Origin of the sequence: Aulosira sp. FACHB-615, assembly GCF_014698045.1 — a bacterium.
Classification (GTDB): Bacteria; Cyanobacteriota; Cyanobacteriia; order Cyanobacteriales; family Nostocaceae; genus Nostoc_B.
The window spans coordinates 90178-104123 of the sequence record NZ_JACJSE010000015.1; the positions used below are offsets into that span (position 1 = coordinate 90178).

General features: G+C 40.2%; 12 protein-coding genes and 1 riboswitch. Of the genes, 2 read left to right on the plus strand and 10 right to left on the minus strand.

All coding sequences use genetic code 11. The features are described 5' to 3' along the window. Positions 1-2 precede the first annotated feature (2 nt). The 10 genes from H6G77_RS21875 to H6G77_RS21920 all read right to left on the minus strand — a co-directional run bounded on the left by H6G77_RS21875 (position 3) and on the right by H6G77_RS21920 (position 11506). Positions 3-884 (minus strand): SDR family oxidoreductase, encoded by an 882-nt coding sequence (locus H6G77_RS21875; protein WP_190588798.1) that lies wholly within the window; start codon positions 882-884, stop codon positions 3-5. 877 nt (positions 885-1761) lie between these two features. Continuing rightward, on the minus strand, positions 1762-2295 hold the full coding sequence (locus H6G77_RS21880) for a ComEA family DNA-binding protein (RefSeq protein ID WP_190872725.1): 534 nt from the start codon (positions 2293-2295) through the stop codon (positions 1762-1764). Positions 2296-2350: 55 nt separating this feature from the next. After that, positions 2351-2725: an NINE protein gene (locus tag H6G77_RS21885; protein WP_062291837.1), complete on the minus strand. Its 375-nt coding sequence runs from the start codon at positions 2723-2725 to the stop codon at positions 2351-2353. A 277-nt stretch (positions 2726-3002) separates the two neighbouring features. Then, complete coding sequence (locus H6G77_RS21890; protein WP_190872726.1) at positions 3003-5471, minus strand: BsuBI/PstI family type II restriction endonuclease; 2469 nt, start codon at positions 5469-5471, stop codon at positions 3003-3005. A 114-nt stretch (positions 5472-5585) separates the two neighbouring features. Beyond that, positions 5586-6491: a hypothetical protein gene (locus H6G77_RS21895; RefSeq protein ID WP_190872727.1), complete on the minus strand. Its 906-nt coding sequence runs from the start codon at positions 6489-6491 to the stop codon at positions 5586-5588. Positions 6492-6636: 145 nt separating this feature from the next. After that, positions 6637-8010 (minus strand): phosphomethylpyrimidine synthase, encoded by a 1374-nt coding sequence (gene thiC, locus H6G77_RS21900; RefSeq protein WP_190673109.1) that lies wholly within the window; start codon positions 8008-8010, stop codon positions 6637-6639. A 7-nt stretch (positions 8011-8017) separates the two neighbouring features. Beyond that, a riboswitch (TPP riboswitch) is annotated at positions 8018-8114 on the minus strand. Positions 8115-8369: 255 nt separating this feature from the next. After that, positions 8370-8831, minus strand: a complete 462-nt coding sequence (locus H6G77_RS21905) for a DUF2726 domain-containing protein (protein WP_190872728.1) — start codon at positions 8829-8831, stop codon at positions 8370-8372. After that, positions 8831-9547 (minus strand): hypothetical protein, encoded by a 717-nt coding sequence (locus tag H6G77_RS21910; RefSeq protein WP_190872729.1) that lies wholly within the window; start codon positions 9545-9547, stop codon positions 8831-8833. Before H6G77_RS21910 ends, H6G77_RS21905 begins: the two co-directional genes overlap by 1 nt. A 173-nt stretch (positions 9548-9720) precedes the next feature. Continuing rightward, the gene (locus H6G77_RS21915) at positions 9721-10467 is read right to left on the minus strand and encodes a Uma2 family endonuclease (RefSeq protein ID WP_190872730.1); all 747 of its coding nucleotides are present in this window, start codon (positions 10465-10467) and stop codon (positions 9721-9723) included. A 166-nt stretch (positions 10468-10633) separates the two neighbouring features. Beyond that, positions 10634-11506, minus strand: a complete 873-nt coding sequence (locus tag H6G77_RS21920; protein ID WP_190872749.1) for a phosphodiester glycosidase family protein — start codon at positions 11504-11506, stop codon at positions 10634-10636. Positions 11507-11625: 119 nt separating this feature from the next. Here H6G77_RS21920 and H6G77_RS21925 point away from each other — a divergent pair, with 119 nt between their 5' ends. Together H6G77_RS21925 and H6G77_RS21930 are read left to right on the plus strand one after the other, a co-directional pair. Then, complete coding sequence (locus H6G77_RS21925; RefSeq protein ID WP_190588803.1) at positions 11626-12243, plus strand: rRNA large subunit pseudouridine synthase E; 618 nt, start codon at positions 11626-11628, stop codon at positions 12241-12243. 189 nt (positions 12244-12432) lie between these two features. Beyond that, positions 12433-13740, plus strand: coding sequence for a PAS domain-containing sensor histidine kinase (locus H6G77_RS21930; protein WP_190872750.1), 1308 nt, complete (start codon positions 12433-12435; stop codon positions 13738-13740). Positions 13741-13946: the final 206 nt, after the last annotated feature.

Below are 13946 nucleotides of genomic sequence, written 5' to 3' on the forward strand. Positions count from 1 at the left end.
TTTTAAGACTTACGTGCAGATACTAATGGAGTTACGTTTCGATTTAACAAAACATCGCAAAAACGATTGATCCGGCTGAATAAACTTGGTTTTTCGACAACTTGCTGCTTTCTTGGTGCTGGTGGCGCGGCAATTTTTAAAATCAACTCTAACAACCAAGGGGCTAGGCGTTGACACCACACAGCTAAATGACTTTGCCATCCAACTAAAATTTCTGGTGCATCATTCTGCAATCCGACGATCAATGCTTGCGCTACTTGTTGGGGTGTCATGGGAATCACCCAACGGAATAGTTGCAAGTCACGCACCATATCTGTGTCGGTGAGAGAAGGTAATAAGGCTTTGACTTGAATATTGTACTCGGCTAATTCTTGACGCAAGGCTTGGGTAAATCCTAAGATGGCAAATTTTGTAGCTGAATATGTTGCCATTGTTGGTGCAGCGACTTTCCCCATTAAACTAGAGACGTTAACAATTGTCCCCTGTTTTTGGCTGGCCATGCGTCGGGCTATCAAACTGGTGAGGGTGTACATTCCCAACAAATTCACAGACAGTTCTTCTTGGAGTTGGGGAAGTTTGGAACGCAAGAATGAGGTTTGATAAGCAACACCAGCACAATTCACCAGCAGATGAATCGGGCCATGATTGCGCCACAATTGGGCTACAGTAATATTTACTTCTGTGGCGCGAGTTAAATCTAGTGGGATGATGACGGCTTCTGTTCCCATCGCCGTAATTTCTTGGGCGACTTCAGTTAATTTTTGGCGATCGCGTGCTACTAAAATTAATCTTTTCATCCCTTGTTGTGCTAGAGCAAGGGCGATCGCTCTGCCAATACCGCGAGAAGCCCCTGTAATTAGAGCAACATTACCTTGAATCTTCATCGGTTTTTATCTCCAGAATTTAAGTCTTAACCCGCGTTTTGTGTTTTTAGATAGACGCAATTACGGTTACTCATTTTCCGCAGGTAAGACAAATCATCTATCCTTGTTGACTTCAGAAGAAAACTCAGCTATTTGCAATGGAGATTTGTGCTTTAATCTGCATTGCGGAAATCCTCTGACTTAAAAGTGCTGAATGCTGAGTACTGAGTGCTGAGTAAAAATCCTAGTACTTAGTGATATAAAACTTGTCGAGTCCATAGCCTGTAGTACCTTTTCTATGCAAGGCTTCGGAACTTCATCAATACTTCCAGCAATTGGCTGAATGGATATGGCTCATAATTTTTACCTCTTCTTAGATTCAGAGCATTGATCAGCAGCGTTGCTAAACACACGTTAACAACAAAATCAAGTATCAGCAATATTTTTTAATAAGAATTTCTTAACGCTTTGTAACCAAGATGATATATATATCAAATATTTCGGGAAATAAGTTTTTATGAACCATACTAGATAAATGTCATTCTTTGGTGACATTTAGTGATAAATTCCCTAGAGTCAAGAAAATATATCACCAATTGTTAGCAAGATAGAAGAAGCTGATATGGGTAAACAGACATAATAAAGACACAAAAAAGTCATATACTAGAAAATAGGAGATAAGCTCAAAAGTCTCTTGGTATAAGTGTTTGATGATAAATCTTATCTTAATTTAGCTGGCAATGGCTATAAAATTTATTATCCCTGCCCGATAGAATAAAACAGGGATCAATGATTTCATACAAGGGATCTTTTAATTAATAAATAATTTGATAAAGCTGTGTATGCTTACTGAATTTAGTCCAGAAATAGCCGAAGACCAAGAGCAACCCACCATGAATTAAAACCGCAGAAAATACATTAATTGCGCGATCGCTTCGGCAGGTAACTGCAATCGTTGTTGAAAATCAGCGATATTACGATATAGTCCATGAGCTTGGCGATTTTCCACTACTGCTTGAGCAAGGGACAAATCAATCAATGGCGTTTGCGCCAACATCTCGACTGTAGCAGTGTTGGGATTCACTAAATGATTTGTATGCACCAGAGACTCATTGTCGTAGTAAACAAAGTGCAGCAGTGGTTCTAATGGCTTGAGACGCTGCACTGGTAAACTCAAAGCGGCGGCAATATCTTCGATACAGTAAAATTTAACCCCAGAACGAGAAAGTTCGACAAGCGATCGCGCTTGGTGAATCGACAAACCCGGTAAGCGCAACCAATCATCCACTGTCGCTTGATTCACATCAATCCGAATACCCAATTGCGCCGCTATTTGAATTTCTTCACCAGACTGCAACCGATAGTAAGGATCATTCAGCAATTTGGCGCGGAGTTTTTGTAACTTAAAGTTTAAAGGTAGCCAGTTGTGCATTATCTTTGCTTGTATGGCAGGTGACAGGTTACAGGTGACAGGTTACAGTGCTATATCAAGAAATTTGGTCGAGTAGCTGGCGGCGTTTTTGCTCAAATTCATATTCTGAAATTAGACCATCTTGACGCAGTGCATCAAGTTCGCGCAAAGCATTCGCCACCGTTTCTACCTGATTACTGGCTGATTGAGAAAACTTAACAGCCGACTTACCCTGATTAAAATTCCGGTCAAAAGCTTCCTCATCTAAGGCTAAATACCACACACCTTCAATTGCACTAGCCACCTTGGGGATTGGTGTCCAAGAAAGCAGCACATATAAAATCCCCCACAACGGCTGACCTAAATAGAACTTGTGTAATCCTGAGACGGTGAGCGTACCAGAAAAAGCGAGAATAGCAGCGATACTGCGGCTTTTGCGTTTTACCAACATATTTATTATAAAGTTACCACTATCACAGTTAGGTCAATTAAACAGCGATCGTAGCAAAATACCTACATAAATTCAGTATCATATCGTCTTTAGAGATAGCCCAAATCCAGCCCTATCCTGATGCTATATTAAAATATTTCCAGCAAAGTCAGGCTATATGGGTGTTGAGGGTGAGATTCCAGGCGATCGTAAAGCTGTATTTCAGCCAGAATTTTTAGAAGACTTGGAATACTAAAAACGATAACAGTAACGATATTGAAATAGCCTGTTAAACACTTTAGCTTTCATACGGGCCAAGAAATCTTTCCCCATTAAAATGAATCATGTGATCAGGTTGATCTGCTATCCACACTTCTGTTTCCCAAGAAATCTCAGCTAGATAACGAGTCATTTCTTGGCGACTGGGAAAGGCAGTTACAAACACTAATCCTTTACGGCTAGACTGAAACAGTTGCTTTAATTCATTGCGACGTTTCAAGTTTACTGGGCCATGACTTGTCACAGCCTCTATTAATATCAGCCAGTCTTGTTGTTTATGGTAAACTACAACATCTGGCATTTTACCGTGAGTGTCTATCTCAATTCCCAGTTCTCGGAATTTTTGAGTTTCATTGATAATAAACTTATCTCCAGCATCACCTACATAAATCACAAAACCTCCTGGTGTAAATTTGGGACAGAAACTTTCTAAAATGTCCTTGATTAATATGTTCTGTCCACCTGATGAAAGCTGAATAGCTTGACCATTAGGTAGCGTTACAGGAATTATTGGTCGATTTCGCTTTCTGTCCTGCAATAAATTTGTCACTGAAATAGCATAATTGTGACGAGCTTCTTCCCATTGTTCAGAACCATAGGATTTAATCAGCGACAATGCCTGTTGATGAAGTTGATAACACCATTTTGGGCTGTTAATTGGTCGCTCCGGTTGATCAGAATTCTCCACAACTATCCTCATCTGCACAAACTGGTGCATTGTCTGTCGTCGCACTGTTTCGCGTGTATTCGGTGCATATTGTTTACCGTAGTGATCACGAAACCAATCCATCATTTCTGTGATTCTGCGTCTTGGTGCTGTGGCTTGATACCAAGGTGTTTCCGGGCGAATGTCTGCTAAAGCTAGTAAACACAATGCAGATCGTTCATTCTGTTGAGCTTTAGGAGCAGAAATAGCTTTGAGAATTGCTAACGCCTCCTCAATTCGTTTACTCGCCTGAATTGCATTTATAGCTTCGCTCATAATCGACAAAGTTTGATGTACAACTTGATCAAGTTGCTCCTGATCTAAGTGAGAATCACCAATTTGGCTTCCTAATCGAATTAAATCATCTTTGCTGGGGTATTTAAGTTGACGCAAATCTGTGGCGTTAACTTGTGTGTGTCCACTAAATTGGCGGAAGTAACTATCTAATAAAGTTGAATTGAGAAATGCTGTTAAACCTCGTGCTAAATCGGGGTTCATTCCTTGGCCTTGAGCATGGTAGTAATTTAAGTGGTTTTCTATACCAATTACAGGGGAATCGCCAGGAGAATACACAGCAGCCACAACACGACGTTTTTCTTCCTTAGCAGAAAACCGCTTGGTGAAAACATACCAACCTGAAGGGACTAACCATTTTGCTGTTTCTGAGTTTTGTGTAATAGCGATCGCTTTACGGGGATTACTAGGAGGAAAACATACTTTCCCTGCCTTGATCGCTTCTGGATAAATCAATGGCACACTGTTATCATCCCAGCAAGTTCTCAACGCTGATTTGAGCCGAAAATCCACAACTGGCCCCGTTGAAACTTCTAAACCAAGGTCATCTAAAGTAGATGAAAATCGATTCATTTGCGCTCTCAAATAATCTTCAAGAGAGTTGGTCACAATATGAATAAAACTTTCAGAATCATGAGGATCAACAACTTGGCTATAAGGAACATATCTTAATTCTGAAAATTCATCTAATTTATTTTCAACATTTTTAGCAATTTCAACGTAATCCGGAAGAATTTTAGTTTTATTTGCATGAAAAATAATATTTTCTTGTAATACCTTATCTTCTATAAAAGCTGCTGAACGACTTTCAAAAATATGAATGTTTGAAATTACCATATTTTGCAGAAAAGCTTGCCGAAAAGGTCTAAAATAAAGACCATTGCAAAAACTCCTAGGTGTAATTGCAACTATTTCTCCATTGTCAGACAAATTTAAAACAGTTAGCCAAACAAATGCGCTATATAAATTTACAGTTTCTATTCCTAATTTTGACAAGATTTTTCTTTCTATTGATTGGCTATTAATTTTTTTATAAGGTGGGTTAAGAATTGCATGGGTAAAGATATTAGATAACTGATTAAAAAGTGGTAAATCTATTTCACTAATATCCTGAATAAAACTTTTTTGATATAAGCAATAATTTGCTGTAATTCCGATTTTTTCTAAAGCGATACAACACTCTGTCAGGCATTGTCTCAAAGCTGGTATAAAAACTGATTCAATTTCATAAGCTGTGAGCAAACAACTTTCGACATTATGAGGATTTGCTAATAGTTGTTCGACAAATGCAGCAGTTAACGCACCAACTCCAGCCCCCGGATCTAAAAGACTAATATGACCAGATAAATTGCTGAATTGTCTCGCCATCAACCGAGCAACTGAGGCGGGAGTAAAAAACTGTCCCAATTCACTGCGCTGCTTTAAATTCAGTTTTGAGGACAAATGAACCCTATTAATATCAGTGGAGTCTGTGAGGAATGTCGTCATTTTGATGTGAAAAAATTAGCCTGCGAACTTCGTCCCACAAATGAAACAACAATCAGTATTTTTTTGACTGGTGATGCACTTTCAGTTAGAAACTCTTTTTGGATAGAGTTATGTCTAACTTTCATCGTTACTCAGTCTTTGCAACAATTCCTCACGCGATAAATTACTCAAAGAAAGAAGTAACTGAGTCCGTTCTGAAACCGGAATTTGGGCAATCTTTCCTACCAAAATAGATAATTCAGCATCTAAAGTACCAAATCGTGCTTCTAGAAGAGAAGCTATCAACGAAAGTTGACCCTCTTGCTTTCCTTCTTGCTTCCAATCTTCCTGTTGTTGTAAATAAGCTGGTGATAAGTTCATAATCACTTCCTGTTCTTCTCTAGTTAAATTATCTCTCAACTCTAAGTTTTTACGCCAGTCTGCTAAAATTTCTAACAAATTCTCTCTAAAAGGGTTCTGTTCTGGCAATTCTGTTAACTCTTCTACTGCTCTTTTTTGTGTTCCTCCTTTCCCCAAAACCCTCAACCATAAGGTATCTGCATTTTCTGGTAATTGATGAATAACAACTATTGCTGTTTTCAGAATATTCGGCAGAAAATAAACACCTTTCACCCAATTTTCTAAAATCTCAGTCGCACCTAATCCGGCAATCATCCGAGATGAAAACGTTGGTGTTAAAATCCATAAAATTGGTAACTCTGATTCAACAATATTTCTGTTTTCTCGTTTCGCTTTCCTGACTACATCACCATGAACAGCATATAATTTTAGTAAACAACTACGAATTTCTATTTCAGATGGTGGATTGCGAAAAGGTTCAAATAAACACTGAGTTGTTGCCATTTTTCCTAATAAACCCAAAGGTAAATTGTTTTTGGGTGGAGGAGAAAACGGCTCAAACCAAACATCAATTTCTTGAACTTCACTTTTAACTTTTTCGCTATTTTTAATCGTTCCTAGACCTGTTAATAACTCTTCTAAATATTCTTTAGCAAATTGGTCATGAACTTGACGAGTCATTTAAGTAAATAATATTTTTATATCAAGTATGTAGTTCTAAAAGCGATCGCGTGGCAACTACAATAAATTCTGGATGTGGGCTTGAAACCCTTGGAAAACATCGTTACTAGGTTCAACCCAATAACGATGTTTCACGAAAATTATCTTAACCTTGTACTACAGCTTCTTTAGCCAAGAACTTCTCTAATTCAGTCAACGCATCAGCATCAACTTTAGTTTGCATCGGACAGAACTTAGGCCCGCACATTGAACAAAACTCAGCAGTTTTATAGATGTCTGCGGGTAAGGTCTCGTCGTGATATTCCTTCGCTCTTTCTGGGTCGAGGGATAATTCAAACTGGCGGTTCCAGTCGAAGTTATAACGAGCTTTGGAGAGTTCGTCGTCTCTGTCTCTTGCACCTGGGCGATGTCTGGCAATATCGGCGGCGTGGGCTGCTATTTTGTAGGCAATTAACCCATTACGAACATCTTCAGCGTTAGGTAGCCCTAAATGTTCTTTGGGTGTAACGTAGCACAACATAGCTGTCCCATACCAACCTGCCATTGCTGCGCCAATAGCAGAGGTGATGTGGTCATAGCCAGGAGCAATATCTGTTACCAAAGGCCCCAACACATAGAATGGTGCTTCGGAACACTCTTCCATTTGCTTGCGGACATTAAATTCAATTTGATCCATTGGGACGTGTCCAGGCCCTTCTACCATCACCTGTACATTGTGTTCCCAGGCTTTGCGCGTTAACTGTCCGAGGGTTTTTAATTCTGCCAATTGTGCAGCGTCGGAAGCATCATGGGTACAGCCAGGGCGCAGAGAATCACCTAAGCTGAAAGAAACATCATATTTCTTGAAAATTTCAATGATGTCGTGGAAGTGGGTGTAAAGCGGGTTTTGTTTGTGGTGATGCAACATCCACCGTGCCAAAATACCACCACCACGAGAAACTATTCCTGTGATGCGGCTTCTGACTAAAGGCAAATGCTCCATTAAGATGCCAGCGTGGATGGTTTGATAGTCTACCCCTTGCTGGGCGTGTTTTTCGATGACGTGGAGGAAGTCGTCGGCGGTGAGGTTTTCAATTCTGCCGTGGACGCTTTCTAATGCTTGGTAGACTGGAACTGTCCCAATAGGAACGGGTGAAGCGTTAATAATCGCGGTACGAATTTCATCTAAGTTACCGCCACCTGTGGATAAGTCCATCACGGTATCAGCGCCATATTTCACCGCCAACTGTAATTTATCTACTTCTTCTTGAAGGTTAGAAGAGTTGGGTGAAGCACCGATATTAGCATTCACTTTGCACTTAGAGGCGATACCAATAGCCATTGGCTCTAGGTTGGTGTGATTAATGTTAGCCGGGATAATCATCCGTCCCCGCGCTACTTCCTCACGAATTAGGTCAGCAGGAAGATTTTCCCGTTGAGCAACGTAGTGCATTTCTTCGGTGATAACACCCTGACGTGCGTAGTGCATTTGAGTTACATTGCTCTGCCCACGCCGCTTGGCAACCCATTCTTTCCGCATGATTGAAATCCTCAATAAACAGCTTCCCTCCGCTGGTATTACCCAGACTCAGGTGTTAAGGGTGTGATCTCAGCCTGAAATCTCAGGCACCCCTAGCATGGATGTAGATTGTACCATTTTGCTTACGGTTGAGGACAAGGAGGTTAACAATTTATGAGGTGTGGGGGAGTGCGATCGCTATTTCTGTTATTACTTTATGAATATGCTGTGGTGTGATTGAGGCGGTATAACTCACTGTTAGATGTTTTGTGAGCCAACAATATTTTTTATCTCACGCAAAGGCAAGGCAGCGCGTTGGGCGGGTTTCCCGACTTGAAGCGACTGCCGCGCAGAGGCGCAAAGAAGAGCGCGGAAGATGTCTATACATTAACAAAAATAGATGGTGTGTAGTACTTTCTAATTAAGTTTCTAGCATTCTCACGACCGTCTCCTGTAAATAAGTTAAATACTACCTTTTCACTCTGAGAGTAAAGTTGCAATAACCCAAAATCTTTAACTCGTGAGTACAAAAAAGGAATACCAGCACGAGTCAACAAAGTCGCTTTTTTTAAATCACGTTCTCTTGCTTCAAGAGAGTCATGATATGAAGACTGAAACTCTACCACTAAACATGGTTTATAGTCTTTATCTGTAATGAGAGCATCTACATTGGAACTAAAGAAGAACCTTCTTAGCTCTAAATCAAGGTAGCCATTCATTTCACAGAATTGGCATAAACTAACTTGCGTATGAATTTTATAATTCTCATCAATGCAAGTTTGTAAAAACTCTAGCATTCTTTCTTCGTAAGTATTTATAAGTCTTTTAATTCTTAAAGACATTAACATTGCTCCATTAAAATTTTTGCAAAGTAACCAATAAATTCTTTTAAAACTTCAGTTGAAGTTATATATACTTGCCAACTGTATGGGAATAACGAGTCATCATTCACCACAACATAAGAATCGCTACTTCCTAAACTGTTGACATCAAACTTTTCTGGGGAATCAATAATATTTTCTACTTTTATTTCAGGAAAATCACTATTTTCTCCAATATCTCCTAGATGATACTCAAGTTCATCACGCTTATTAAGTATCAAAGAACCTGTAGTTTCAGCAATTTCTAAAAGATTTGGATAGCGAGTTTGTATTGATTGCCAAAATATATTTTCTTTACTAGGCAAAATCCAAACTCTACCTAGAGTAGACCAATAAACATCATAGTGAGCATCATTCCCATAAAAATACTCTAGATTTAAAGTATCTCCTTCCAGAATATCCTTCGATATAGCAACACATAAACCCTCTTTACGAGGCGTTATTATCAGTTGATAACGTTTAGCTCCTTTCTTGGGATTTTTAAATTTGTACCCAATATATTGAGATGTTCGATTCTCCTCAAACTTTTCATAGAAACCAAGTTGAGCAAGCATAGTAGTAGCCAAGGATAGTAAGTCCTCGCCACCTTGAATTACTTGGATGTTGGTTGATAGCAAGCGCGGAATGCCATCTTCTACCTCAAACCTTTGGATGACATCGTATATTATTTTTGACATACCTGGTTTTCAAAAATCTTGGGTAAGGTTCCTAGAAATACTTTAACCCCAACTTCTAAAATTTCCAAGCATCTTAGTTAAGATTTTTAGATTTTGTTGTGAAACGCTAATTTTCCCAATGGCTTGTAGCCTTGGGAAACTCAATCTATATGGATGCTGAAAGCGATCGCTCTCTACAATTGATCAGGGTCAATCCCCATTTGACGCAACTTTTCTGCCAAGCGTTCGGCTTTTTGCTGTTCTTGTTGTAACTGTAGTGTTAATTGTTGAGACTTTTCATCACTATTCAACAAAAGATTTCCTTCTGTATCCCACCAGCGCAACCAAGGCGCTGCCATGTTTTTATATTGTCCTTGCCAAATCCCTAATTCCACACCCATCGGTGGAATAGAATAGTGACCTCTTTCATTTGCTGGCAGTAATTGATACTTGCCATCTACTAAGTGATAGACTTCCACCGCAGCTTTGCTAAACTCATAAATCCCGTAAAATGGCACTCTAATTGCCTGCTCATACACCCAAAATTTACCAGTTAGGGGTGTTTTGTCCCGTTCTTCTGAACCATCACCAGAGACAAATTCTAGGACAATTAAGGGTGCGACGTATTCTTGCCACAAGACATAAGAACGGCGAAACTTACCGTTTAACATTGGTGGTACATTTGGTACATAAAACCAATCTGGTGCTTCTGCGCCTTTTTCTGGTGGTTCTGTTAAACGCCAGTAAATACCGCTATCTTGACCAATGGCAAACTGCTGATCAGGATGTAGTTGCTGTAATACGTCTGTGATAGAGTCTGTGAGTAGGAGACTTTGAGGATGTTCTTGAAAGTTTTTCACAAAGGTTCCGTCGGACTCTGGTAATTCAGTATGGTCGGGGAGATGGGTAATGCCTAGTTCAGAAGATTTAGCAAGGGTCATAGAACTTTGGCGTATTTGAGTTGGAAATAATGAAACTGGTGGACTCGCTTACGTAATTATTTTATCTCGCGCATAGACGCAAAGTAATAATATGGAATCCCAAAGTTGTCAGTTATTGGAATTCCAAATTTATTATTGCTACTGAAAGCGATCGCACCTCGCCTTGCTAAACACCAGATATTTTCGGGCGATCGCCTTGTTGAAATCTCATCCAATCTTGTTTTAAAGCTGCTGGAGCCGGATTCTTGGCATCATAGACAACAATCACATTTGTTAGGGGTCTGCCAGCCGGGACTAAAATTTTATTGTTTGCTGCTAAAGCTTTGGAAGCACCACCATCTAAATTCATGGCTTCGTGACAGCCGATTGTTTTCATGGCTTGTGCTGTTTGCTGCAAACTTAAGCTACTGTCAAAATTCACCAAAAATAACTTTTTGCCGTCGGCGGGGAAACCAATGGCTGTACGTGCGCCTTTACCTAAAACATGAGGATCTTTAAATCCTTCTAGTCCTGGGTTGAGCCAAATTTGTCCCTGTCTTAACAATCGGGGGCCGCAGGTAAGAGAAAACCAATGTTGATGCCATTCTGGTTTACCATCCGCCCGTGCAGTAATCATTTCTGGTTGATTGCCAACTCGCAAACCCAAGGTAGTGCCGAAATTTTCCCATTGGCTGTATTTCAAAAATCTACCGCCTGCTACCATATTACCCATCACTGTTTTTTGGGCATTTTTGGCGAAAAAAGTGCCGTTGGCAATCACGGCTGCTCGATAACGAGATACGATTTTGCTAAATTCTTCATCTCCGCTACTTTTCTGCTGTGTATTAGCAAAAGTGGCATTCTTGGCTAAACCAATGGTGATGAAAGTTTGGGGGTCAGTCAGGTCAATAATTGTCTGATAAAAAGAAATGCCGTTTATTTTGGCTTTTTTAATTTGGACGGTTTGAGCAGTCGCAGGTAGATCCCATGTCAATCCTTTGACTAAGGAAGCACCACCCAGGAACAAGAAAGAACGCCTACAAATCTTAGAGTTCAGCATCATCAACTCATCTTTATCTGTTTTTATTAAAATTCCCAAATTTTTGCATAATTTCACTTAATCAACCCTGTTAAGTCTAAATTGAGGCTTCTAGGAGTAGCAAAAATCTGTAATATCTAATGAGCAATAGCTTTCGGTATTTAATCTTTCACAAACCTTATGGTGTTCTCAGTCAATTTACGCAGGAAACACCAAACCATAGTACCCTCAAAGATTATATTGATGTGCCTGATGTCTATCCGGTGGGGCGTTTGGATTGGGATAGTGAGGGGTTATTACTGTTGACAAACGATGGTAAATTGCAACATCGGCTTGCTGATCCGCGTTTTGGCCATCAGCGAACTTACTGGGTACAGGTAGAGCGGATTCCCGATCCAGATGCTATAACCAAATTGCAAAGGGGTGTAGAAATCAAAGATTACCGCACACGACCTGCCCAAGTGAGGCTGTTAACCGTAGATCCACCAGTGGGCGATCGCCACCCACCGATCAGATTTCGCAAAAATGTACCAACGGCTTGGCTAGAAATGACTTTAACAGAGGGCAAAAATCGTCAGGTGCGGCGAATGACGGCGGCTGTAGGTTTTCCCACTTTGCGACTGATTAGGGTAAGCATAGCCCAGCTTAATTTAGACGGACTACAACTCGGTCAGTGGCGCGACTTGAGCGCATCAGAACTTAAATTACTACTGAACAAGTCTTCTGAATCTAAAACTCAAAAGTCTCAATTCTCTTAATTAATAAATAGATGTAAATAAACGTGAGAATTAATCTGTGAATGTCAGCTATTCAAGGAAAGCATTAAAAACTGGGAAAGATATTTTTTGCCTGTAATTGGCTAAATTTTGCCAAAAAAATTATAATGAACTTTTTTCTTCCCTTTCCCTATTAATGAACGTTAGCCTGTGAGTACAAGTTTAGGTCTTATGAGCTTAAATCAGCGATCGCTCTGGCATCAAACACACACACAACAAGATACCTTGTCAGCCTCTCCGGCTCGCTTGGAACTTGTGCCTGAACGCACCTCGGATTTAGAACTGTACACAGCAGATATGCTGCGGCGTACACAAGCAGAACTCCATTGGTATCGCAGTCTGTATGAACATACTCCAGCAATTTACTTGAGTGTAAATGCAGCCGGGATAATTCTTTCTATCAACCAATTCGGCGCTAACTTGCTGGGTTACAAACCAGAAGAATTGATCAAAACCTCTGTATTTAATTTGCTGGAATTATCAGACAGACAAAGATTATCGGAAACATTCATTGAATTGTTCAGTGCTGTTTACCCCAACCATTCGATCAAGGCAGAATATCGCCTCCACTGTCCTGATAGTAAAATTACCCAGGTGAAAACAACTCTCAAAATCTTACCTGATGGTGAATATCCTGAGAAAAGTCCGGTAATTTTGATGGTATGTGAAGAAATTCGCCAACCAGAAGTCAGCCAAGCAACTAACCAAACTGCAAAGCAGGTACAGTTAGCAGAAATGGAAAGTCTGACTCACCTCAAGGAAGAATTTCTCAGCACAGTTTCCCATGAACTCCGCACACCACTGACAAACATGAAAATGGCAATTCAAATGTTAGGAATTGCACTACAGCCAGAACAAAATTTTGTGCAGGAAATGGCTAAACCGCCAGCCGAACGCTCAAAAGCCGCCCGCTATTTTGCCATTTTAGATAACGAGTGCGAACGGGAAATCAACCTGATTAATAACTTTCTGGATTTGCAACGCTTAGATAGCAACGCTCAACCTTGGGTGCTGGAAACTATTCAAGTCCAACAATGGCTGCGGCGAGTTGTAGAGCTATTTCATGCCCGTAACCGAGGTATCTGCAAGCAAAAAATCCACCTACGTATAGCTCCGCATCTACCGCCATTGGTTTGTGATCCTTTTAGCCTAGAACGCATCTTTATCGAACTGCTGACCAACGCCTGTAAATTCAGCCCTCCAGAGGCTGAAATCACTGTTGCTGTGGCATTAAATTGCCATAATATGCAGTTTCAAGTGATTAATGCGGGTGTAGAAATCCCTAGTTCGGAATTACCCCATATTTTTGACAAATTCTACCGCATTCCCAGTAATGACCCGTGGAAGCAAGGCGGTACAGGCTTAGGATTGGCATTAGTCCAGAAATTAATTAAGCAATTAGAAGGAACAATTGAGGTAGACAGCAGGTCAAATCGTACTTGTTTTATGGTGCAATTACCATTGCAGCGTCAGGGATAAAAGGGAGTATAATTATACCAGTTTCTTACTAAGAAATTGCTGCTCCCCTTGGACAAGAACAAAATTTATTTGCAGGTATCTGAAATATTTAGCTAAGATGCGTCACAATTAATACTGCCACCAACATTCACTGGTGAAACCACAATCTCTTGTAGGTCTACTGTAGGCAGGGGCAGTTAATTGTGGCACTTTGGATATTAGTGGCT